This is a genomic window from Micromonospora orduensis, assembly GCF_006228125.1.
In the GTDB taxonomy this organism is placed as follows: Bacteria; Actinomycetota; Actinomycetes; order Mycobacteriales; family Micromonosporaceae; genus Micromonospora; species Micromonospora orduensis.
This window is the reverse complement of record NZ_VDFY01000117.1, coordinates 30036-50748: the sequence shown is the minus strand read 5'-3', so window position 1 is coordinate 50748 and position 20713 is coordinate 30036. Positions and strand designations below refer to the sequence as shown.

Below are 20713 nucleotides of genomic sequence, written 5' to 3'. Positions count from 1 at the left end.
ACTCCTGTCTCGGTGGGTGGTCACCTCCTGAACCGGACAGCGACGCGATCCCTGACAGGGGACGGCTATGACCTGGGTCACCAGACTTCGAGCAAGGGCTCCCCGTGCTCCGACGCGGCCCACCGGCGGGTGGCGCGTTCGAGTTTGTCGGGGTTGACCTGGGTGTGGATGGCCGTCACGCCGTCGGACGTCACCTCCAGCGACATGACGCCGACGACCCGGTCGTCGATCACGACCACCACCGCCGGGCCGCCGTTGACGTCCTCGAGGTGGAGGGCGGGGCTGCCGCCCACCAGGTCCCGTTTGACGCCGCTGGGTTTGAACAGGCCGCGCAGGAACTTCGCCACCGCCAGCGCGCCGGAGATCGGCGTGGTCCGGGCCGGGATCTTGCCGCCGCCGTCGCCGACGCTCGTCACGCCGTCGGTCAGCAGCTCGATCAGCCGCTGGGTCTCGCCGCTGTTGGCCGCTGCGAGGAACTCCGCGACGATCTTCCGCGTGGCGGCCTCGTCGACCTCGGTGCGGGTCCGGTCGGTGGCGACGTGCTGCCTGGCCCGCCGGTAGATCTGCTGGCAGTTGGACTCGGTGATGCCGAGGATCCCGGCGATCTCGCCGTGTGCGTAACCGAACGCCTCACGCAGCACGTACACCACACGTTCGTTGGCGGACAGCCGCTCCATGAGGGTGAGCACCGCCATCGACACCGACTCGCGTTGCTCGACGGTGTCGACCGGGCCGAGCATCGGGTCGCCCGCCAGGACCGGCTCGGGCAGCCACGTGCCCACGTAGGTCTCCCGCCGGGCCCGCGCCGAGGTGAGCTGGTTGAGGCACAGGTTGGTGAGCACCCTCGTGAGCCACGCCTCCGGCGTCTCGACGTGCTCGCGGTCGGCGGCCTGCCAGCGCAGGAACGTGTCCTGGACCGCGTCCTCGGCGTCGCTCGTCGAGCCCAGCAGCCGGTAGGCGATCGCACCCAGGCGGGCCCGGGAGCGCTCGAACACCTCGACGTCGTCCGGACTGAGCGGCATGACTCGACAGTATCCGCGTGTGTCGCGCGGTCTGCCGGCGACATGTGGAGGCTCAGCAGGCGGAACGGAGGTGGTTGTCCCGGTACCACGGGCAGACCTTCGCCACCCCGGGCACCTCCGCCAACTGGCGGCGCAGCCCTTCCTGCTCGTTCGTCGAGAGGTCGGGCTCGAACTGGACGACTATGGTCGTGCCCCTGCCGTCGTCCGCGTGCGTGATGCTGACACCGAGCACCCGATCGTCCGCCCGGCCAGAGGCGTCGGTGAGGACGCGGTCCACCGCCGACTGGGCCGTCGTGAAATCGGCGTCGCTGTGCACGACGAACCCCGCCGACGGGGACGTCAGCGAGCGGTGCACGGCTCCGGCCGACCCCGCGGTCGCGACGACGGCCAGCGCCGTGGCGACGAGCACCGACAGCCGAGCCCGCCACGGCGAGCGGCGCGGATCCGCCGTCGTGGCCAGCAGGATCAGCACGGCCGGCAGGACCCAGATGAACACACCCTGGAGAGCCAGGGCGAGCACCACAACGCCGACGACCACGCAGGCGTAGCTGAACTGCCGACGCCGGAGAAAGAGCAGAGGCACGGCGGTTATCGCGACCGGGATCCACGAGACCCGGAAGGCCGCGGTGTCGCCCCACGTCTGATACCGCCAACCGGCGAAAAGGATGCCGGCCAGGATCGCGGCCACCACGAGGGCGCGAGGCCACGCGTGGACCTTCTCCGTAGGCAGGGTCTGTGTCGTCACGAGAGGCAGTGTGCCGACCCACGGCAACCGTGCCAAGGGTGCGCGGCCCATGTGCCAGGAGACGTCGTCCTGCCGGAGCTGACACCGCTGGTCGCCTAGTATGAGGCCCATGAGCGCTGAGGCCGTCGGGATGCACATGCCCGCTGTCGTGACGCTCGACGACGTGGCGGCGATGAATGCCGCCGATCCGAACGGCCACCGCTACGAGACCAGCCCCGAGGGGGTCCTGTCGGTCATGCCGCCGCCCGATTCGGAACACGCCATGATCGCCAGTCGGCTCTTCGCCTGGCTGATCATGGCTGGTTGGCCCGCCGACCAGGTGCTTCAAGCCGCCGGTGTCCGGATCTCCGGGCCGAACGGCGCCGGTGGCCGGATCCCCGATCTCACCGTGTGGCGGAAACCGCCGGTCCGCAGTGTCTGGGCCGCAGTGATCGATGTCGTGCTCGTGGTGGAGATCGTCTCGCCCGGCTCGGAGGCGATGGATTCGGTGACCAAGGTCCGCGAGTACGCGTCGGCGGGCATCCCGCAGTACTGGGTTGTGGACCGGGACGGCGCGCAGACGGTCACTCTGCATCGACTAGCGGGGACCGGCGCCTACGAGGAGCGGGCACGGATGCCGCTGGCGTGGCTGCTCCAGACGGCCCCCGTCGACCACCTCGACTGAGCGCCGGGGCCGGTCACTGGTCGACGACCGTCGTCAGGGCGGGCGCGCTGCGGCCACGTCTCGTCGGTCAGGACGGCATCGACGTTGACGACCTGCTGGTCAGCGTGGCCGACAAGGTGTGGAAGGGCAAGCGGGTCACCGACCTGGAAGCGCTGCTCGTGGACCGCCTGGCCGAGGTCACCGGCCGCGAGCGGTGGTCGGTGTTCCTGGACCTGGACGACATCCTCGACCGGCTCGCCGCCGACGCGGATCGCTGGCTCGCCTTCCAGGCAACCCATCCGGTACGCCACTGACTCCGTTACCGAATCGCGCGGTCCCGCCCAGCGAGCAGGGGTGTGGTCGGTCGGGACAGCGGCCGGTGGGACGTGACGGCCACGGCGGTCAGGCAGAGCACGACGGCGGCCATGAGCGGTGGGCGGGCGCCGAGGTGTACGGCCGCGGAGCCGAGCGGGATCGCCACCACGAGAGGTCCGAACATCGCCGTGTTGGCGGTTGCGGAGACCCGACCCAGCAGCGATGTCGGCGTGTGCGTCTGCACGGCGGTCACCGCGGCCACCAGGGTCCAGGGCAGGCCGACACCGGCGAGGACCGCGCCGCCGACCGTCACCGGCCACCACGGTAGGGAACGCGCCAGGCAGCCGATTGCGAACAGCGCCGTCCCGCCGACGCCGACACCGACGGCCCCCCACCGGCCGATGAGCCGCCCGACGAGCAGACCACCGATGATGGAACCGGCGCCCTGCGCGCTGGACAGCACCCCGAGGAACGTCGTCGGTAGGCGCAGTTCCGAGACGACGATCGCGTACATCGCCGCGGTCGTGAAGCCGGACATGGCAATCGACACGGCGGCGAGCGCCACCGGGACCCGCGTCGCCCGCTGCCGGAACAGGACGGAGATCCCGGCCCGCAGGCCGCAGGCGGGCAGGGTTGGCTGGTCAGGTGGCATCCGGTGCAGGCGAACCGCCGCGTACAGAAGGGCGACCAGGACCGGCGTCGCGGCGCTGAGCACGACGACCGCGTGACCGCCGCGCCAGGCGTAGAGGCCCGCGCCGGCCAGCGGAGCGACGAGCTTCATGCCTTCCTGCGCGCTCGACCGCCACCCGTTGACGTCGCCGAGTTCCGACGGCGACAGCGCGGACGGCAGCAGCGCGGACTCGCCGGCGTCGATCAGGACGTAGCTGACGCCGTAGGCGCACGAGACGGTGAAGATCAGCCAGGTCTGCTCCGGGCCGCGAACCGCGAACAGTGCCAGCAGGACGGCGGCCAACATGAGGTTGACGGCGATGACCAGCGGTCTCCGGGGCGCCCGGTCCAGCACACCGCCCAGCCACGGGCCGGCGAGCACCGGTGCGTACACGCACAGGCCGGCCAGTGCGGCGAGGCCGGTGGAACCGGTCAGGTCCAGGATCCAGATGCCGGCGACCAGGGACATGGCGCTGCTACCGAAGCCGGACAGGAGTGAGATCACCACGAACAGCCCCGCGTTGCGGCGCATGAGCCCTCCAAGGGTTGAGCCGGACTGATTCATACCTTGGTTCTTGAGTCATGCGAGAGCAATATCGGTGAAGTTGTGTCAATGATTCGTTGACAGGGTGGTGGCCAGCTTCGCCTCGACGGCCCGGACCGCTGGTGGCAGCCGCTCGCCCGCGTCGGCCAGATCGGCGAGGAGGTGCAGGGCCAACGCGTACAGGGAGCCCGGGGCGGCATCCAGCGCGGCGTCCACCGTGCTCCGTACGAGGGGCGCCCGACGGAACCGGGTGTCCCACCGTCGGTCCGCCGCGATCCACCGATCGAGATCGGCCACGGCGCTGCGCAGCGTCACGATCTGCGGCGGGAGGCGGAGATCGAGGTGCTGCCGCCGCGCCCACCGAGCGGCGAGCAGGCGTTGACGTCGCTGCTCGGCGGCCTGCCGGCTGCCGAGGCCCAACGCCGTGGCGATCTGCGCCCACGTCGCACCACCGTGGCGCGCCCGGTCGATGAGGTCCAACTCCCGCTCGTCCAGCCCGGCGCGGGTGACGCGAACGTCGGCCAACTGATCCAGCTCCGCCGTCACGTGTCAACGTTACATTGACAAGCTCCGTGGCCGACGTGCGCGCGGCTTGATCACTTCGTGCTGAGTAGTCGTCGACGGCGCTCGCCAACTACTCAGCACGAAGTGATCAAGGCCAGCGTCGCGGCTGGCGGGTCGAGGCTCCCGGTCCACCATGATCACCTAGCTGCCGCGCCCGTTGACTCGGCGTCGCAGGCCGGCTCTTTGGTGGCAAGTCGGCAGCACTGTCGCAAACTGGACAAGACGGTAAAGCCCCAGGTAGAGCACTGTAGAGGGCAGGGGAAGAGGCGGACGGATGTCGGGCCACATCCCATTCCTCCGGCCCGGCGCGGACAGCATCGTCCGCGACGGTGTCGCCCTCGCCCACCCCGCCCCACCGCTGCGGGCGCCCGCAGCGGTGTCGACGCCCACCCGGGACAAGGACGTCATTCACCGCCGGCAGTCAGGCGCCGCATCCGCGCCCGCCGGCCTTTCGCCACCGAGGACTCCGCGTGGGGTCGGTGTCGCTTCCGTACGCCCGACCCACGGCGGGACCCGAGCAGAGAGGGTCCGACATGGCCACTCCCATCGCGACCGCAGCCCTGAGCGCATCCGTGTACGCCCCGGGTGACCAGATGCTGCTGACCATCACCTATTCCGACGCCGACACCAAACCGTTGACCGTCACCATCGTGGTCACCGACGCGCAGGGCAACAGCAGCGCACCGGTCAAGGTCGCCGCCGTCATCGACCCGCTGACCGTGACCGTCACAGACGACTCCGGGCGTACCTGGAACCGGGTTTCCGACAACGGCGCCGTAGCCGTGTACCGGGCGGTGGCGTGATGCCCCGCGTCACCGTCCAGGTCCGTGACGCCGCCGGACACACCGCGACCGCCACCGCCGACTACGAGCTGCGTCAGCCGGTGCTCGGCGGCTACTACCTCTCCGGTGGCGCCGACCCGACCGCCGACATGGCCGGCGGCAACTTCCGCTCGCTCACCCAGTACCGCAGTTTCGCCGACGGGTACGTCTTCCCCGGCTACAACCGGCCCTGGCTCATCGACCTCGGTAAGGCCGGGGTGCAGATGAACATGGTGCTGGAGCTGAAGCACTACGGTGCTCCGAACGCCGGGCCGCAGAGCTTCCGGGTGGATGTCACCGACTACACCGTGCCGGCGCCGTCGATGACCATCCAGCAGCGGCCCGGCACCACCTGGCCCAAGGCGTACGGGTACGGCCAGGTGCTCAGGGGCCAGTGTGACGGGTTGCTGCACCGCGCCCTGGCGCAGTACCGGTTCCTCGGCTTCGGGGTGAACATCCAGCTCGCCTCGGAGTTGGACACCGATCACGAGTTCGGCACCACCGAGGACGGCAAGGCGTACACCTGGGCCGAGTCGGACGCGCGGGCCGTGCAGGCGATGAACTACATCCTCACCTGGTTCAAGGCTCGGACGCTGCCTCCCAACACCACCTTCTCGGTCGGGGTCGCCGGCTTCGACCGGGCCTGCTTCCAGCGCACCCACCCGGAGCCGCTGATGTCCCGGTTGGACTTCCTGCAGTGGAACGTCTACGCCACGGCTGTCGGGCAGACCGCGCTGTCCCGGTTCCGCCGCACCAAGGACTGGGCGGCGGCGGACCTCGGGCCGGTGGCGCTGTCCCGACCCGCGATCATCGCCGAGTGGGGGGTGCGGTCCGCCGAGATCCCCGACCAGCCGGCCTGGATCGCCACCGTCCCGGCGGCCATCGCCCAGCTCAACGCCGAGCGTGGGCCACGGATCGCCCGGACCAACTACTTCAACTCCGGGTGGGGCACCCTCTCACCCAAGTCGGCCGGGTTGGCCGCGCTGCGCACCGCGTACGCCACCCGACCGTACGTCTGAGCGGTCCCGGCGGCCCCGGTTCGCCCGGGGCCGCCGGGTCAGACCTCGCCGAGGCGTTCGGCGTACGTGTCGCGCAGCTCGGGCCAGCCGAAGTCCTTGGCCTCGGCGCCACGGATCGGGCCGACCGGATGGCCGTCGAGCAGCCGGTCGGCCACGTCGAGGCAGAGGTGCCAACCCGCCGCGACCATCGGCAGCATGCCTGGGTCGTCGACGGTGTGCCGCAGGGTGAGCCGGGTGCCGGTGCCCAGAGGGCTCAGCTCCCAGCGCAGCAGGTCGTCGCCCCAGGTGTACTCCAGCAGATGTGGCGGCTCGGCCCGGCGTACCGTCGCCGGGTGCTGCTGGGTCGTCTCGCCATCGACGAGGGTGAGCACGGCGGCGCCGGGGCGTCCGAGGTCACGGTCGGCGAGGAACGGCGCCCACCGCGCGAGCTGCGCCGGGTCGGTCAGTGCCGTCCACACCGTGGTCGGCGGATGCCGGAGGTCGCGGACGAAGACCAGGGTGGTGCCGTCGGCGCGCGCGTCGGCGGGTGGGCTCGGGCGGAACGCGTCGCGGTCCATGTCACTGCTCCTGACTGTCGAGGTGCCGTTCGAGGGCGTCCAGGTGCCGGGTCCAGAGCCGGCGGTACGGGTCGAGCCAGCCGTCGACGGCCCGCAGCGGGCCCGGGTCGAGGCGGTAGATCCGTTGTCGGGCGGCCGTCCGGCAGGTGACGAAGCCGGCCTCGCGGAGCACCCGTAGGTGTTTGGAGACGGCCGGCTGGCTGACTCCGAGCCCGTCGACCAGCTCGCCGACGCTGCGCTCGGCGTCGCGGAGCTGGTCGAGGATCCGGCGCCGGGTGGGTTCGGCGAGGACGGTGAAGGCGTCGGTGGACACCTGCCCAATATGCCTCACCATTCATATGACCGTCAAGGTATATGAGCGCTGCCTCCCATCCGGGAGCGGCACGCCCGGTCGGCTACCTATGCTCGGGATCATGGAACTGCGGATCTTCACCGAACCCCAGCAGGGCGCGAGCTACGACCAGTTGCTCGCCGTGGCCCGCTGCGCGGAGGACGCCGGCTACGGGGCGTTCTTCCGATCCGACCACTACCTCAAGATGGGCGACGTCAGCGGCGACCCCGGCCCCACCGACGCCTGGACCACCCTGGCCGGGCTGGCCCGGGACACCAGCCGGATCCGGCTCGGCACGCTGATGACGGCGGCCACCTTCCGGCTGCCCGGCCCACTGGCGATCACCGTGGCGCAGGTCGACCAGATGAGCGGCGGTCGGGTGGAGCTGGGCATCGGCACCGGCTGGTACGCCGACGAGCACAGCGCGTACGGCATCCCGTTCCCGGCGCTGGGGGAGCGGTTCGACCGCCTGGAGGAGCAGCTCGCCGTCATCACGGGTCTCTGGGACACGCCGGCGGGGGAGCGGTTCCGCTACGACGGCCGGTACTACCCGATCGTCGACTCACCCGCTCTGCCCAAGCCGGTCCAGCAGCCCCACCCGCCGATCCTGCTCGGCGGGATGGGACCGAAGCGCACCCCCCGGCTGGCCGCCCGCTACGCCGACGAGTTCAACCTGCCGTTCGCGTCCGTGCCGGACACGGTGGCCCAGTTCGACCGGGTCCGCGCGGCGTGCACCGAGATCGGGCGTGACCCGGCCCAGATGATCTGGTCCAACGCGCTGGTGCTCTGCTGCGGGCGGGACGACGCCGAGGTGGCCCGCCGGGCCGCCGCCATCGGCCGCGAGCCGGACGAACTGCGCGCCAACGGCGTCGCCGGTACGCCCGCCGAGGTTCTCGACACCATCGGCCGGTACGCGGAGGCCGGCAGCCAGCGCATCTATTTCCAGGTGCTGGACCTCTCCGACCTGGCGCACCTGGAACTGGTGGCCAGCGAGGTGATGGCGAAGCTCTGAGCCGGTCGGTCAGTAGCCCCGCCGGGCGCCGACCGCGCCCGGGTCGCGCAGCACGGTGTCCAGCCGGCCGTCGCGGTCACTGTCCACGTAGGTGATGTCCGGAACGCCGTCGCCGTCCACGTCGATCTGGACGATGTCGGCGACACCGTCGCCGTCGAGGTCGGTGACCACCTCCACCGACCCGTCCAGGTGACGGGTCACGATGGACTGCGACCCGGCGCCGGAGACGCGCGGCGGCGGCCCGGGCGACGGCACCGGCGTCGGGGCCGGCGCGGGCGCCGGTGTGGGTCGCGGCCCAGGTGTGGGCGCCGGATGACTCGGCAGGCCGCTGGCCGGCGGGTTGCTGGCCTGCTCGACCTCGCTGCCCGTCGGGTCCAGCTCCTCCTCGGAGGGGAAGACGTCGCCCCGTGGGGCCGGATCACGGTAGCTGCTCATGGGCGTAGGGTTCCCCGACGATGGCGAGAACAACCGTGCCCGATCGTCCGGTGTCCGTGGCGCCCGGTCTGGCGGAGGATGCGGGGACCGACGCCACGGTCATGAACGGGGGTCCGAGCGTGGAACTGCGCCGGAGTCGGGGCGCCCGCGTGCTCGCCCTGGTCTGCGTACTCGGTGGGGTGGTTCTGCTGGCCCTGCCCCGCGACGGGGCCCTGCTCCGGACGATCGTCGCGATCGGTGCCATCGCCCTCGGCGGCGTTGCGCTGGTCAGCGCGCTGCGGCCGTTCCGGTTCGGGATCGGCGCGGACGGGCTCACCGTCCGACGGCCGGGCCTGCGCCGGTCGCTGCCGTGGGCCGAGGTCGACGCGCTGGTCCTCGACGAGCCGCCCCGGCGTGACGGCCGACCGGAGCCGCCGCGCCTGCTGCTGGTACCCGCGCCGGACGTGACGATCGGGCCGGCGACCGCCCGTCATCCGCTCGACGGCCGGCCCGCCATCGAACTGCTCGTCCTCGACCAGGTCCGCGAACAGCCCGAACAGGTCTCCGCCGCGCTCACCCGCTACGCCGGCGACCGTTTCGTGGACCTGCAGGCGTTGCGCCGCGCCGCCTTCGCCGACCCGGACCTCCCCACCGGCCTGCGCGGATACCGGATGGACCAGGTGGACCGGTTGATCCGGCGCGGCCAGGACGCCCTGGTGTCCGGGGACACGTCGGCCCGCCGGGCGGCCCGCACCGAGATCGAACGCGTCCGCGCCGCCGGCCTGCCGATCGCCCAGCGGGGGTACGGCACCCATCCGACCGACGCCGCCCTGGACGCCCTCGCCGCCGCGCTGGCCGACCACCAGTCCACCGACCGGGAGACCGCCACATGACCGTGCAGGGACAGGACGCCACGGCGGCCGACGTGCCGCGCCGCAACTGGGCCGGAAACGTCCGCTACGGCGCGCGGGCGTTCCACCGGCCCACGTCCACCGACGACCTGCGCCGGCTCGTCGCCGCCAGCGACCGGATCCGGGCGGTCGGCACCGGGCACTCCTTCAACCGCTTCGGCGACACCGACGGGGACCTGGTCACCCTGGCCGGTCTGCCGCCGGAGATCGACGTGGACCCGCGGCGCCGGCGGGTCACCGTCGCCGCCGCGCTGCGCTACGGCGACGTCGCCCGACACCTGCACACCCAGGGGTACGCGCTGGCGAACCTCGCCTCGCTGCCGCACATCTCGGTGGCCGGCGCGGTGGCCACCGCCACCCACGGCTCCGGGCAGACCCACGGCAACCTGGCCACCTCCGTCGCCGCCCTGGAACTGGTCACCGCCGGCGGTGACCTGCTGAACGTGGACCGCGACACCGACGGGGACACGTTCCACGGCATGGTGGTCGGGCTCGGCGCGCTCGGCCTGGTCACCCGGGTCACCCTGGACCTGGTGCCGGCCTTCGAGCTGCGCCAGTACGTCCGCCTCGACCTGGCCCGGGAGGCGCTGGACGACGCGCTCGGCTCGGCGTACAGCGTGAGCGTCTTCACCGACTGGCGTACGCCCCGGCTGCGGGAGGTGTGGCGCAAGCAGGCGGTGGACCAGACGCCACCGGAGGCGGGCTGGCTCGGCACCACGGCCGCCGACGAGCCCCGGCACCCCGTGCTCGGGATGCCGGCGGAGAACTGCACCCCGCAGCTCGGTGTGCCCGGCCCGTGGCACGAGCGGCTGCCGCACTTCAAGCTCGGCTTCACGCCCAGCAGCGGCGACGAGCTCCAGTCCGAATACCACCTGCCCCGCTCGGCGGCCACCGAGGCGCTGGCCGCGCTGGACGAGGTGGCGCACCTGATCGCCCCGGTGTTGCAGGTGTGCGAGTTGCGGACGGTCGCGGCGGACGAGCTGTGGCTCAGCCCGAACCACCGGCGGGACAGCTTCGTCGTGCACTTCACCTGGATCGACGACGCCACCGCGGTGCTCCCGGTCCTGGCCGCCGTGGAGGAGCGGCTGGCGCCGTTCGCGCCCCGCCCGCACTGGGGCAAGGTCTTCGTCACCGACCCGGCGGAGCTGGCCGCCCGCTACCCGAGGTACGACGACTTCACCGCCCTGCTCACGCACCTGGACCCGACCGGAAAGTTCCGCACCGACCTGCTGGACCGCTACGTCCCCCGCTGACCGGTCGGGGTGCGCAGGGTGCCCCGCTGGACGGCGCGGCTGATGTCGCTGGGGGAGACGATGCCGGCCAGGCGGCCGTCGTCGTCCACCACGAGGGCTCGGCCGTCGGCGCACTCACTGAGCCGGGGCAGCAGGTCGTTGAGCTGTTCGTCCGGCTCGGCGAGGACCAGCTGGTCGGCCCGGCAGGCCACCTCGGCCAGCGTGGTCGACGCCCGCCTGTCGGCCGGTACGCCCCGCACCCGGTCCAGGGTGACCAGCCCGGTCGGCCGGCCCTCCTCGGTCAGCGGCAACGCCGAATGCCGGTACGCGAACAGGTAGTGATCGACGAAGTCGGCGACCGTCATGTCCGCCGAGGCGGTCTGCGGCTGCGGGGTCATCACCTCGCCGACCCGGATCCCGCGCAGAGCGCTGCCGGTGCGCACCTGCCGCTCCTCCATGCCGGCCGCCCCGATCAGGAACCAGCCGATCAGCACCAGCCAGAGGCCACCGAACCCGACCCCGGACAGGAACTGCCACAGCCCGAGACCGATCAGCAGCACGCCCAGCACCCAGCCGGCCCGGGCCGCGACGACGGACCCCCGGGTCCGGTCGCCGGTGGCCTTCCACACGGCGGCGCGCAGCAGCCGACCGCCGTCCAGCGGCGCGGCCGGCAGCACGTTGAAGACGGCCAGCAGCACGTTGATGCCGGCCAGCCATGCCACCGCGCCGAAGAGCAGCCCGCCCTGCCCGACCAGCGCCAGCAGCAACGCGATGGCACCGAAGAACGCCCCGAGCAGCAGGCTGACCAGCGGGCCCACCCCGGAGATCCGCAGCTCCGCGCCCGGGTCGCGCGGCTCGCCCCGCAGCTCGGCCACCCCGCCGAACAACCAGAGCGTGATGCCGTCGACCTCCAGCCCGTTGCGCTTCGCCACCACCGCGTGCGACACCTCGTGGGCCAGCAGCCCGACGAAGAAGACCACCGCCGCGGCCAGGCCCGCGAGGGCGTACGCCACCGGCGAGCGGTCCGGGTACGAGCGGGGGAACTGGTTCGCGGCCAGGCCCCACGCGATCAGCGCGAAGATGACCAGAACGCTCCAGTTGACGCCGACCGGCACCCCCGCGATCCGCCCAAGCCGGAAACTCGCCCTCATCCCGGGCTCATACCCCTGCTCAGCCTGCCCATGCCAATCGACGAGGTGGCGTCTCGGTTGGTGTGATCGGTTGGCCGTGTCGAGCGAACATCTGTACAAGTTCCCTCCGACCACGCTCCACCACGTCGAGCAGCGGACCGGAAGCGACGGTGTCCGGCAGCGGGGTGTCAATGGTCAGGTCCCGAATCGAGATGGGGCGGCACAACCATCGGTGCAGCGCTCGCCGATCGATGGCAGCCCTTTCCCGGTCGCCGAGCATCCACACATCCGTCTTGTACGGGGTGCTGTCGCTTCCGAGCGCGGTAAGGAGACCAGAATGGCGTACCAGACAGGGGTAACAGGTCCCGCAGTGATAGTGCTCGGCACCCGGTCGGTCCCGTGGTGGGCGCCCACAGCTGATGGTGGCATGGGTGAGGGTCGCCGGAGCCAGACCAGCGTCCAGGGCCTGCCGGCAGACCTCTCCCTTCGTGAGGTGCAGGTATGGGTTGACGACGGTCACCGCGCCGCCGAGAGCATCGATCAACGAGTTGAGCAGGTGCAGTGTTCCGGGATGTACAGATTTCGTGGAGCAGGCGGCCACCCGGGCCGGTGTGAGCGGGGGATTGACGGCGAGTTGCCCGTTCTCTGGTACGACCACCTGTGGCACCCCGTGGGCGGCGGCGAGGTAGATGGCGGTGGCGAGATAGAGCAGCCCGCGGGTACGCGCAGATTTTTCCAGCTTTCTGGTGAGACGGACCTGCTGCGACGCCTTGAGTTGCTCGATGTCGCGACGGGCCGAGCTCTCGATCGCGCTGAGAGTCTGGTCCTGTTGGCTGCCCCACTGGGGTTCGAAGTAGGAGACGAGCAGGAGGGGGCCGGCCGCGACCTTGGCACGCTCTGCCACCCACGCGGTGGAATCGAGGCCTCCGGAGAACAGGGCCACCTCTCCCACATCGGCGTAGGTGGTCCGTCCCTGCTGGGGCCACCGCTGCCCGCCGACCCGGACGTTGATCGTCCATTGATCCGCGCTTAACGTCTCCGCGAGGTGGGACAGCAGCCGCAGCGTCGGCGGGCTCCAGACGGAGGGGTCGACCACCTCCACGGACAGGTCGATCCTTCGGGTCCAGCCGTCGACTGCGTACTCGCGCAGCGACAGCTTGTCGGCCAGGTACACGGCTCGGGCGATCTGCAACAGGTCCTGGGCCCAGTCCGGGCGGTCCTGGGGTACCTCGGCCAATTTCTGCAACCGCTGGTCGGCGTGCTCAAGCAGCGGCCATCCGATCATCTCCCGCTTGCGGTCGGTGGACACTCCACCCCGGGCCGCGTAGTGATACGCGAAGCTGGCCCGGCTCACGCCGCCAGCTCCAGCCCGTTGTCGCCGAGCCCGAGGGCCTGGGTCACGGTGCTGGTCAGCAGGTCCTTGGCGACATCGGCGAGCCGTGGTGGCTCAGGCCCACGGTTGACCGCCTCGGCGCAGGGGTTGGGCAGCACCTTGACGACCTGATCGGCAACGAAGCCAGCCACCACATCGGTCGGATCGAGGATGACCAGTGCCGGTGCGGCGATCTTGATGTTCTCCGCGATGAGAATGTGTACGAATTCGCCGACCACCTCACCGAAGAACGCACGATACAACGCGCAGAACAGCTCGCCGGTGACCGGTCTTGGACGGCCAGGATCGGCGAGTGGTCCTTCCTGCGTCACCAGGTGTTCCGCGACGCGTCGGGCGGCCCGGCGGACGGCGGCATCCACGATGAGTTGGCCATCGCCGGCGACCTGCCCGACGAACCGCCGGACAAACTCGTCGGCGTCATCCCCCGCGGTCAAGTCCCCCACCAGCGGAAGATCCGCTCGCCCGAGGCCATCGAGCAGCTCGATCAGCCGTCCGCCGGCCTGCTCCGCTGCCGCACGGATGCCGAACGCCTCCGGATCTGCGTTCAGGGCGTCTCGCAACGCTCGCTGGTACTGGGCCGCGATCGCCTCGGCGCGCTGTTGGTCATGCCCGAGTAGTTGATCAGGCCGGCTCGCGGCGTCCGGTATCCAGCTACCCAACCGGACCTTGGCACCGGTCCAGCTGTCGTTCTTCGGACCTGGTAGACGGGTCGACGTGCCCATGGCGACCTCCCGGAGGGGTTGGGAAGGACGTCGAGCGAAGTCTATTGATACACAGGGTGTTTGGCCAGATGCACTACGTGTGCGGAGCGGTGGTCTCCGCTGATCAAGCACCGAAACGGTAAAGTGCGCAGCCTGAGCCGGAACATGACGGCCGGGGCGGAAGGGTCGGCGCATGCGGGAGGATTCACCGCGCTGGGAGCAGATCAACTCCAGCTCGTACATCTGGGAGCAGGACGGTCTGCGCGAGCTGGCCGGCTATCTGCCCGACGCCGACCCGTACCACGTTTGGACGAACGTCGAGTTCGTCGGCGCCGACGGCTCGATCAACGAGGTCGACGCCCTGGTGTTGACCCCGAGCGGGCTCTACGTGCTGGAGCTGAAGCACTGGCAGGGGGAGATCCGCGGTGACGGAACCCAGTGGCTCCGCCGGGCGCCGAATTCTCGGCTGATCCCCGAAGACAACCCGTACATTCTGGCCAATCGGAAGGCGAAGCGGCTGGCCAGCCTGATCCGCTACTACGCCAAGCAACACGGGCGGCAGCGTGAGACGCCCTATGTCGGGGCGGCGGTCTTCATGCACGCGAAGGCGATGCGGGCCGACCTGGACGCGATCGGCGGCCAGCACATCTACGGGCTGGAGCAGCACGATTCCGGCTTGCCCGGTCTGAAGAAGCTGCTGCTCGCCCTGCCGCGAAACCCGGACCATCTGGTGGACGAGGCGCGCGGCCGGGACATCGTCGAGCTGGTGCGCGGCGCGAAGATCCGCCCCTCGGTGGCCGACCGCAAGGTCGGTCAACTGCTGCTGCATCCGAAACCGTTCGCCGAAGGGCTCGGCTGGCAGGACTTCCTCGCCGGGCACGCGCTGGACACCTCGCTGGTGCGTCGGGTGCGGTTCTACCTGACCAGCCGGGCCGCCGAGCATGAAATCCCGGCGATCCGCAGGGCGGCGGAGCGGGAGTTCCGCCTGCTGCAGGGCATTCACCATCCCGGGGTAGCGCGGGCGCACGACCTGGTCGAGCACTCGTGGGGCCCTGCGGTCATCTTCGACCACCAGGAGGAGTGGGTACGCCTCGACCAGTGGCTGCTGCGACGCGGCGATGCGTTGACCCTGGCCCAGCGATTGCAGCTGGTGCAGGATCTCGCCGAGATCATCGACTACGCGCACTCCCGCAGGCTGGCCCACCGGGCGCTCTCGCCTCGGGCGATCTACGTCGGTAACCCGGACGGGCCGCGCCCGACGCTGGTGGTAACCGACTGGCAGACCGGCGGCCGGTTGGCCGGCACGACCCAGCTCACCCGGCTCGGCCCGTCGAGCGACCCCGCCAGCCTGGAGCTGTTCTTCGACGATGAGGTCCGCCGCTACCAGGCGCCGGAGGCCGAGAACGCCACCCGGCTGCCGGGCCACCAGCTCGACGTGTTCTCCCTCGGCGCGCTGGCGTACCGGATCTTCGCCGGGGCGGTACCGGCCGCCACGCCGGAGGAACTCGTCAACGCGGTCCGCGACAGCGGCCTGCACCTCGATGCCGCGGTCGACGGCATGCCGCACACGCTGGTCACCCTGGTCTACGACGCGACCCGGGGCGATCCGGCGCAACGGCTGCCCAGCGTCTCCCGGTTCCACAAGGACCTGGAGAAGGTCTGGGAGGAGCTGACCGCGCCTGAGCCCGAGCCGGTCGCCGACCCGCTGTCCGCCCACCGGGGTGACGTGCTCGACGGCGGCCTGGAGGTGAAGGACCGGCTCGGCTCCGGTGCCACCGCCGTCGCCTTCCTCGTCACTCGCGACGGGGAGTCGCGTGACCTGGTGCTGAAAGTCGCCCGCGACGAGCAGCACGAGGAACGGCTGACGGCGGAGGCGCGTACCCTCGCGCGGTTGAAACACCCCCAGGTGGCCGCGCTGGTCGACGGCCCGGTGCGGGTCGGCGGCCGGACCGCCCTGCTGATGGAGAGCGCCGGGCAGCGGACCCTCGCCGAGGAGCTGCGCGGCGGCCGGCTGGCGCTGGACCTGCTGGAGCGGTACGGCCGGGACCTGCTCGACATCGTCAACTACCTCGACGGCCAGGGCGTCTGGCACCGCGACCTGAAGCCGGCCAACCTGGCGGCCCGGCCGCGGCCGAAGGACAAGCAGCCGCACCTGTGCGTCTTCGACTTTTCGCTCTCGTCCGCCCCCGCGGACCAGCTCGGCGCGGGCACCATCGGGTACCTCGATCCGTTCCTCGGTCCGCCGCGCCGGCTGCGCTACGACGCGGCTGCCGAGCGGTTCGCGGCGGCCGTCGTGCTCTATGAGATGGCGACCGGCGTGCTGCCCCGCTGGGGTGACAACGCCAACCCGGCCGTGGTCAGCGACGAGGTGGCCCTCGACCCGGCGGTGTTCGACCCGGCGGTCGCCGACCGGCTGGTGGAGTTCTTCGGCCGGGCGCTGGCGAGGGACGCGGCGGCCCGGTTCGACACGGTCGACGAGATGACCGACGCCTGGAGGGCCATCTTCCAGCAGGTCCCGCAGCCGGCGGTGACGCCGGTCGGCCCGGTGCCGGCGGCGGTGGGGTTGACTCGTGAGTCACCGCTGGAGGTCACCGAGCTGACCGCCAGGGCGCGCTCGGCGCTGGAACGGCTCGGCCTGCACACCGTCGGCGAGCTGCTGGACGCGGAACCGTCGGCGTTGACCCGGGCCAAGGGAGTGCCGGACGCCACCCGCAAGGAGATCCTTGCCCAGGCGCGGGCGCTGCGCGCCGTGCTGCCCGGCGGCAGCGAGTCGGCCGCCGTCGACGAGCAGCCGCTGGCGCAGGGCGTGGAGGCACTCTGCGCGACTCTGCTTCCCGCCTCGACGTCCCGCAACCACCGGACGCTGGCCGTGCTGCTCGGGCAGACGCCCACCGACGACGGTGAGTTCCTGTGCTGGCCGGCGCAGAGTGAGGCGGCCCGGGCCACCGGCCGGAGCCAGCCACAGATCTCCAAGCTGCTCGCTGCCCAGGCTAGGAACTGGCTGGGGGAGCCGGCGCTGGAGGCGGTGCGCAACGAGATCGTGGCGCTGCTCGACGCCCGTGGCGCGGTGATGTCCGCCGAGGAGTTGGCGCAGGCGCTGATCGCCGCCCGCGGCTCCTACACGCCCGAGCCGAAGCGGCTGCCACAGGCGATCGGGCTGGTCCGCGCCGCCGTCGAGGCCGAGCTGAGCACCGGCGGGGACGCCCGGGTGGCCATCCACCGGTTCCGCACCTCCGGCACCGTCCTGGTCGGCCGGGAACCGGACGATCCGGCGTCCGACGTCACCGCCGCCGACTTCCTGGGGTACGTGGTGGAGCTGGGTGGCCGGGCCGCCGAGCTGGCCGGCGCCGATCCGCTGCCGACCCGGCAACGTGCCGTCGAGGAGCTGCGCCGGCTGCCCGTGCCGGCCGGGATGCCGGCCGTGGCCGACCTGCGGCTGTTGCAGCTCGCGGCGGCCGCCCGCAACGATCGGGTCGACGTCAACGCGCAGGGGCAGCTCTACCCGGTGGGGATGCCGGCGGAGCGGGCGCTGCGGCTGTCGGTGGGCAGCCTGATCGGGCAGCGGCTCAGCGAGGAGCAGATCCGCGACCGGGTGCAGAGCCGCTTCCCCCGCGCGGAGCGGCTGCCGAAGCGGCCCGCACTGAACGCCCTGCTCGCCGCAGCCGAGGTACCGCTGACCTGGCACCCGCACGACCGGGTGTACGGGCCGGCGACCACGACGGCGTCGGTGACAGGCACCCGGCTGGCCACCACCCACGCACCGCTGCTCGGGCTCACCGCCGCCGACGAGGTGGGAGACAAGCTCGCCTCTGCCATCGACCGGCGGGCCTTCCTCGCGGTGCTGGCGCCACTGCGCCGGCTCGGCCCGGCCCGGCGGGCGCTGCTGGCCCGGCTGTCGCTGACCGAAGTGGACGTCACGGCGATCCTGCTGGACCGGCTGCGTGCGCTGGGCTTCCCGTGGGAGGCGATCGTGGCGGCCGACAACGGCTCGACGCTGGACGCGGACTTCCGCAGTCTGGTGGACCTGGTCCGGCATCAGGTGGTCCCGGCGGTCGGCGCGGCGATCGCCGCCGCCGACGGGCCGGTGCTCCTCACCGAGGCGGCGCCGCTGGCCCGGTACGGGCAGCTCGCGTTGCTTCAGGAGCTGGCCGACCCGACCCGGCCCCGGCCGGCGGCCCGGCTGCTGCTGGTGCCGGCGCGCCGCCCCGAGCCGGCGGTGCTGGACGGGGTGCAGTTGCCACTGACCTCACCGGCCAGCCAGTCGCTGTGGCTTGCCAACGACTGGATCGAGGCGGCTGTCCCGCCGGTTCGGACGTCCGCGCGGCCAGGATCGTGACGCCAATCGCCCGTACGCTATCGAAAATACGACTGTCCCCGGGTGCGATATTCGTGGAGGCTCTCCATCAGAGCGAGGGCCCAGGTACGCCAGGCCCAGCGCCGTACCGGTGGCAGCTTTTCGAGCAGTGACCGCTTCGTCCCGTCGAGCGGGCCCTCGAAGAAGCACCACATGAGCCACGGGTGCACCCACGTCAACATGTCCCTGACCTGCCGGGCCGGCATCGCCGCGACGAGTTCATTGAAGCGGTCACCGCGGGGTGCGGCCCAGGCCAGCGCGCGAAGCCTGCTGCCAGAGGCGTTGGCGAGAAGCCACGCCCCACGCTCGGGTGGCACCATGACCAGTAACGCCGCCGTCTCCTTGTCCGGCATCCTCTCCAAGGCGGCCCGAAGCTGGTCGTCGGGCCACGACAGCATGGCGGTGATGGCTTCGGCGCGCGGATCCGGATGCCCAGCCCGCAGGCAGCCGTTCCGTTTCTCCGTGATCTCGGCGGCGACCTTGGGAGGTAGGGCGGCGGTGAGCCACCGAGCCAGCGGGTCGGGAAGTTTCGTCAGCGCCTCACCGACCCGTTCGTTGCGCATCCGAACGTTCCAGTAATCAGCACTGGTGTCTTGGTAGGCCGCCACCAGGAGCCGCTGCGCGTTTGCTGGGGGCAGGAGTTTCAGCACGTCCCCCAGAACGTCCGCGGCCAGGTTGTCGACCATCAGCGGAATGAACCGCCCGTCCTGAAGGGCGTACCCCCAGTAGTGCGAAAGCACCTCGGGCGCCCGGGGCAGGCGGCACATAAGCGCCGCCGCCTGGGCGTCTTCGAGCACCCTGCACAGCCTGCCCGCCTGGTCCGGCGGTAACTGGGCGACAACCGACCCGAGCCACTCCGGTGGCATCAACCGGAAGACCTCGGCGGCCTTGTCCGGCAGTGCCCGCCACGTCTCGAAGCGCTGGTCTTCGGGCAGAGCCTGAAGGATCTGCGCAATCACCTGAGGTTGGTTGCCCGAGATCGCCTGGGCCGCCACGGCGACGGGAAGCAGGGGAAGGATCGCGAGAAAGTGTTCGGTAGCGAGGATCTTCAGGGCGTATTCGTGGGGCAGCGCCGCCAGCAGGAGCCGCGCCCGGTCGGTCGGCATCTGCGGTAGGACTTCCCCGGCAGAGGCGCTGTTCATGTGGGCCAGGCGAACACCTGCTGCCACCTCGTCCATGTTGGCCAGGACGTCCGCGGCCCGGTCCGGGCGCATGGCGCTCAGTCGGTTGGCGGCGGCGAACGGATCGATGGTCGCCAGGACGGCGACCGCCTCGTTCGTCGGCAGGTCGGACAGGCGCCGCGCCGCCTCGGCGATGGACAGAGAGAGGATCTCCCTGGTGGTGGCCATGCCATCGGCGCCGATGTACATGTTGCCATGCGCGATCTGGTACACGTGGCCGTGCTCGGTCGCCTCGGCATGCAGGTGGACGCCGCCGGTGACGGGCGGCCGGTCGTCGCTCATGACTCAGTGATGGTCATGTGCCCCTGGGCGATCTGGAAGACCCTGCCCCGGCCCGACGCGGTGCCGGTCATCGTCACGGAGCCGGACCAGGTCTGGCCACCTTCCGGAAGCCGAGGGGTGAACTCGTCCAGCAGGCGGCGTAGCTCGGTCGCCACGGTCGGGTCGGCCGCCAGCAGGCGGCGCAGCTTCAGCTGCCACTCGGCGACCAGCTCACCGTGCGCCGAATCGTCCCCTGCGGCCCGAGCAGCGACGGCCTCCTGGTGCGCCTCGATCAACTCGGCCTCCACGACCTCGGCGTGGTCGGGGCGCGACCGGCGCCAGAGAGAGCCGACAGCCGACTTCACGCGATCCCAAGCATCGGTGGCCAGGAGCCCCACGAGGGTGGCTCCTGCGGTGTTCGCAAGGGTCAACAGTTCCGCGTCCACCTCAACCCCAACCGAGTGATCTGTTTTGCCGACATCCACAGAGGATAGAGCGGTAAGTCAACAGAATCCATCAGGGCCGCTTGGCCTCGTCGCGGCTGACAAACGGCTCGCCGCTGGACGCCGATTTCCGCAGCCTGGTGGACCTGGTTCGGCATCAGGTGGTCCCGGCGGTCAGCGCGGCGATCGCCGCCGCCGACGGGCCGGTGCTGATCACCGAGGCGGCGCCGCTGGCCCGGTACGGTCAGCTCGGGCTGCTCCAGGAACTGGCCGACCCGACCCGGCCCCGGCCGGCGGCCCGGCTGCTGCTGGTGCCGGCGCGGCGTCCCGACCCGGCGGTGCTGGACGGGGTGCAGTTGCCGCTGACCTCGCCGGGCCAGCCAGTCGCTGTGGCTCGCCAGTGACTGGATCGAAGCGGCCGGCGCGGCGAGTAACCGCGTGGCGTGACCGC

Annotated in this window: 21 protein-coding genes; 9 read left to right on the top strand and 12 right to left on the bottom strand. The window is 71.4% G+C overall.

The window, feature by feature from the left end; all coding sequences use genetic code 11:
* Positions 1-77: 77 nt before the first annotated feature.
* Together FHG89_RS08800 and FHG89_RS08795 are read right to left on the bottom strand one after the other, a co-directional pair.
* Positions 78-1022 (bottom strand): RNA polymerase sigma-70 factor, encoded by a 945-nt coding sequence (locus FHG89_RS08800; RefSeq protein ID WP_139583873.1) that lies wholly within the window; start codon positions 1020-1022, stop codon positions 78-80.
* Between the two features lie 52 nt (positions 1023-1074).
* Positions 1075-1767 carry a hypothetical protein gene (locus FHG89_RS08795; RefSeq protein WP_139583872.1) on the bottom strand — a complete coding sequence of 231 codons (693 nt, stop codon included), beginning with the start codon at positions 1765-1767 and terminating at the stop codon, positions 1075-1077.
* A gap of 109 nt (positions 1768-1876) precedes the next feature.
* Here FHG89_RS08795 and FHG89_RS08790 point away from each other — a divergent pair, with 109 nt between their 5' ends.
* Both FHG89_RS08790 and FHG89_RS08785 read left to right on the top strand, forming a co-directional pair.
* Positions 1877-2431, top strand: coding sequence for a Uma2 family endonuclease (locus FHG89_RS08790; protein WP_139583871.1), 555 nt, complete (start codon positions 1877-1879; stop codon positions 2429-2431).
* Complete coding sequence (locus tag FHG89_RS08785; RefSeq protein ID WP_244295282.1) at positions 2392-2724, top strand: hypothetical protein; 333 nt, start codon at positions 2392-2394, stop codon at positions 2722-2724. The genes FHG89_RS08790 and FHG89_RS08785 overlap by 40 nt, the downstream gene beginning before the upstream one ends.
* Before the next feature lie 5 nt (positions 2725-2729).
* Here FHG89_RS08785 and FHG89_RS08780 read toward each other — a convergent pair whose 3' ends face one another.
* Both FHG89_RS08780 and FHG89_RS08775 read right to left on the bottom strand, forming a co-directional pair.
* On the bottom strand, positions 2730-3926 hold the full coding sequence (locus FHG89_RS08780) for an MFS transporter (RefSeq protein WP_139583870.1): 1197 nt from the start codon (positions 3924-3926) through the stop codon (positions 2730-2732).
* Positions 3927-4004: 78 nt separating this feature from the next.
* On the bottom strand, positions 4005-4484 hold the full coding sequence (locus FHG89_RS08775; protein WP_139583869.1) for a hypothetical protein: 480 nt from the start codon (positions 4482-4484) through the stop codon (positions 4005-4007).
* A 551-nt stretch (positions 4485-5035) separates the two neighbouring features.
* On the opposite strand from FHG89_RS08775, the gene FHG89_RS08770 reads away from it, so the two are divergent.
* The gene (locus FHG89_RS08770) at positions 5036-5305 is read left to right on the top strand and encodes a hypothetical protein (protein ID WP_139583868.1); all 270 of its coding nucleotides are present in this window, start codon (positions 5036-5038) and stop codon (positions 5303-5305) included.
* Entirely contained in the window at positions 5305-6342 is a 1038-nt protein-coding gene (locus tag FHG89_RS08765; protein WP_139583867.1) for a hypothetical protein, read from the top strand. Before FHG89_RS08770 ends, FHG89_RS08765 begins: the two co-directional genes overlap by 1 nt.
* Positions 6343-6380: 38 nt before the next feature.
* On the opposite strand, the gene FHG89_RS08760 is transcribed toward FHG89_RS08765, so the two are convergent.
* Together FHG89_RS08760 and FHG89_RS08755 are read right to left on the bottom strand one after the other, a co-directional pair.
* On the bottom strand, positions 6381-6899 hold the full coding sequence (locus FHG89_RS08760; RefSeq protein WP_139583866.1) for an SRPBCC family protein: 519 nt from the start codon (positions 6897-6899) through the stop codon (positions 6381-6383).
* A gap of 1 nt (position 6900) precedes the next feature.
* A complete protein-coding gene (locus tag FHG89_RS08755) occupies positions 6901-7212 on the bottom strand; it encodes an ArsR/SmtB family transcription factor (RefSeq protein WP_244295280.1) in 312 nt (103 codons plus the stop codon).
* 100 nt (positions 7213-7312) lie between these two features.
* Between FHG89_RS08755 and FHG89_RS08750 the strand changes: the two genes are divergently transcribed.
* Positions 7313-8242: an LLM class F420-dependent oxidoreductase gene (locus FHG89_RS08750; RefSeq protein WP_139583864.1), complete on the top strand. Its 930-nt coding sequence runs from the start codon at positions 7313-7315 to the stop codon at positions 8240-8242.
* Between the two features lie 9 nt (positions 8243-8251).
* On the opposite strand, the gene FHG89_RS08745 is transcribed toward FHG89_RS08750, so the two are convergent.
* Entirely contained in the window at positions 8252-8677 is a 426-nt protein-coding gene (locus FHG89_RS08745; protein ID WP_139583863.1) for a hypothetical protein, read from the bottom strand.
* 101 nt (positions 8678-8778) lie between these two features.
* Between FHG89_RS08745 and FHG89_RS08740 the strand changes: the two genes are divergently transcribed.
* Positions 8779-9549, top strand: coding sequence for a hypothetical protein (locus tag FHG89_RS08740; protein ID WP_139583862.1), 771 nt, complete (start codon positions 8779-8781; stop codon positions 9547-9549).
* Positions 9546-10820, top strand: coding sequence for an FAD-binding protein (locus FHG89_RS08735; protein ID WP_208760906.1), 1275 nt, complete (start codon positions 9546-9548; stop codon positions 10818-10820). The genes FHG89_RS08740 and FHG89_RS08735 overlap by 4 nt, the downstream gene beginning before the upstream one ends.
* On the opposite strand, the gene FHG89_RS08730 is transcribed toward FHG89_RS08735, so the two are convergent.
* From FHG89_RS08730 to FHG89_RS08720, 3 genes are read right to left on the bottom strand one after another with little or no spacing between them, the layout of a single operon-like run.
* On the bottom strand, positions 10805-11950 hold the full coding sequence (locus FHG89_RS08730) for a site-2 protease family protein (protein WP_139583861.1): 1146 nt from the start codon (positions 11948-11950) through the stop codon (positions 10805-10807). The genes FHG89_RS08735 and FHG89_RS08730 overlap by 16 nt on opposite strands.
* Before the next feature lie 19 nt (positions 11951-11969).
* Positions 11970-13238 carry a 7-cyano-7-deazaguanine synthase gene (locus FHG89_RS08725; protein WP_139583860.1) on the bottom strand — a complete coding sequence of 423 codons (1269 nt, stop codon included), beginning with the start codon at positions 13236-13238 and terminating at the stop codon, positions 11970-11972.
* Positions 13239-13279: 41 nt separating this feature from the next.
* On the bottom strand, positions 13280-14044 hold the full coding sequence (locus tag FHG89_RS08720) for a hypothetical protein (RefSeq protein ID WP_139583859.1): 765 nt from the start codon (positions 14042-14044) through the stop codon (positions 13280-13282).
* A gap of 172 nt (positions 14045-14216) precedes the next feature.
* Here FHG89_RS08720 and pglW point away from each other — a divergent pair, with 172 nt between their 5' ends.
* Positions 14217-18359 carry a BREX system serine/threonine kinase PglW gene (gene pglW, locus FHG89_RS08715; RefSeq protein ID WP_139583858.1) on the top strand — a complete coding sequence of 1381 codons (4143 nt, stop codon included), beginning with the start codon at positions 14217-14219 and terminating at the stop codon, positions 18357-18359.
* 17 nt (positions 18360-18376) lie between these two features.
* Here pglW and FHG89_RS08710 read toward each other — a convergent pair whose 3' ends face one another.
* Together FHG89_RS08710 and FHG89_RS08705 are read right to left on the bottom strand one after the other, a co-directional pair.
* Positions 18377-19840: a magnesium transporter MgtE N-terminal domain-containing protein gene (locus tag FHG89_RS08710; RefSeq protein WP_139583857.1), complete on the bottom strand. Its 1464-nt coding sequence runs from the start codon at positions 19838-19840 to the stop codon at positions 18377-18379.
* Positions 19837-20127, bottom strand: coding sequence for a hypothetical protein (locus FHG89_RS08705; RefSeq protein WP_167517361.1), 291 nt, complete (start codon positions 20125-20127; stop codon positions 19837-19839). The genes FHG89_RS08710 and FHG89_RS08705 overlap by 4 nt, the downstream gene beginning before the upstream one ends.
* A 218-nt stretch (positions 20128-20345) precedes the next feature.
* On the opposite strand from FHG89_RS08705, the gene FHG89_RS08700 reads away from it, so the two are divergent.
* Complete coding sequence (locus FHG89_RS08700) at positions 20346-20666, top strand: hypothetical protein (RefSeq protein WP_139583855.1); 321 nt, start codon at positions 20346-20348, stop codon at positions 20664-20666.
* Positions 20667-20713: the final 47 nt, after the last annotated feature.

Coding starts and splice junctions, on each gene's coding strand:
- FHG89_RS08730 (WP_139583861.1), bottom strand. CDS start 11,950: ATGAGGGCGAGTTTCCGGCTTGGGCGGATCGCGGGGGTGCCGGTCGGC.
- FHG89_RS08745 (WP_139583863.1), bottom strand. CDS start 8,677: ATGAGCAGCTACCGTGATCCGGCCCCACGGGGCGACGTCTTCCCCTCC.
- FHG89_RS08780 (WP_139583870.1), bottom strand. CDS start 3,926: ATGCGCCGCAACGCGGGGCTGTTCGTGGTGATCTCACTCCTGTCCGGC.
- FHG89_RS08770 (WP_139583868.1), top strand. CDS start 5,036: ATGGCCACTCCCATCGCGACCGCAGCCCTGAGCGCATCCGTGTACGCC.
- pglW (WP_139583858.1), top strand. CDS start 14,217: ATGCGGGAGGATTCACCGCGCTGGGAGCAGATCAACTCCAGCTCGTAC.
- FHG89_RS08735 (WP_208760906.1), top strand. CDS start 9,546: ATGACCGTGCAGGGACAGGACGCCACGGCGGCCGACGTGCCGCGCCGC.
- FHG89_RS08750 (WP_139583864.1), top strand. CDS start 7,313: ATGGAACTGCGGATCTTCACCGAACCCCAGCAGGGCGCGAGCTACGAC.
- FHG89_RS08800 (WP_139583873.1), bottom strand. CDS start 1,022: ATGCCGCTCAGTCCGGACGACGTCGAGGTGTTCGAGCGCTCCCGGGCC.
- FHG89_RS08790 (WP_139583871.1), top strand. CDS start 1,877: ATGAGCGCTGAGGCCGTCGGGATGCACATGCCCGCTGTCGTGACGCTC.
- FHG89_RS08760 (WP_139583866.1), bottom strand. CDS start 6,899: ATGGACCGCGACGCGTTCCGCCCGAGCCCACCCGCCGACGCGCGCGCC.
- FHG89_RS08740 (WP_139583862.1), top strand. CDS start 8,779: ATGAACGGGGGTCCGAGCGTGGAACTGCGCCGGAGTCGGGGCGCCCGC.
- FHG89_RS08710 (WP_139583857.1), bottom strand. CDS start 19,840: ATGAGCGACGACCGGCCGCCCGTCACCGGCGGCGTCCACCTGCATGCC.
- FHG89_RS08765 (WP_139583867.1), top strand. CDS start 5,305: ATGCCCCGCGTCACCGTCCAGGTCCGTGACGCCGCCGGACACACCGCG.
- FHG89_RS08720 (WP_139583859.1), bottom strand. CDS start 14,044: ATGGGCACGTCGACCCGTCTACCAGGTCCGAAGAACGACAGCTGGACC.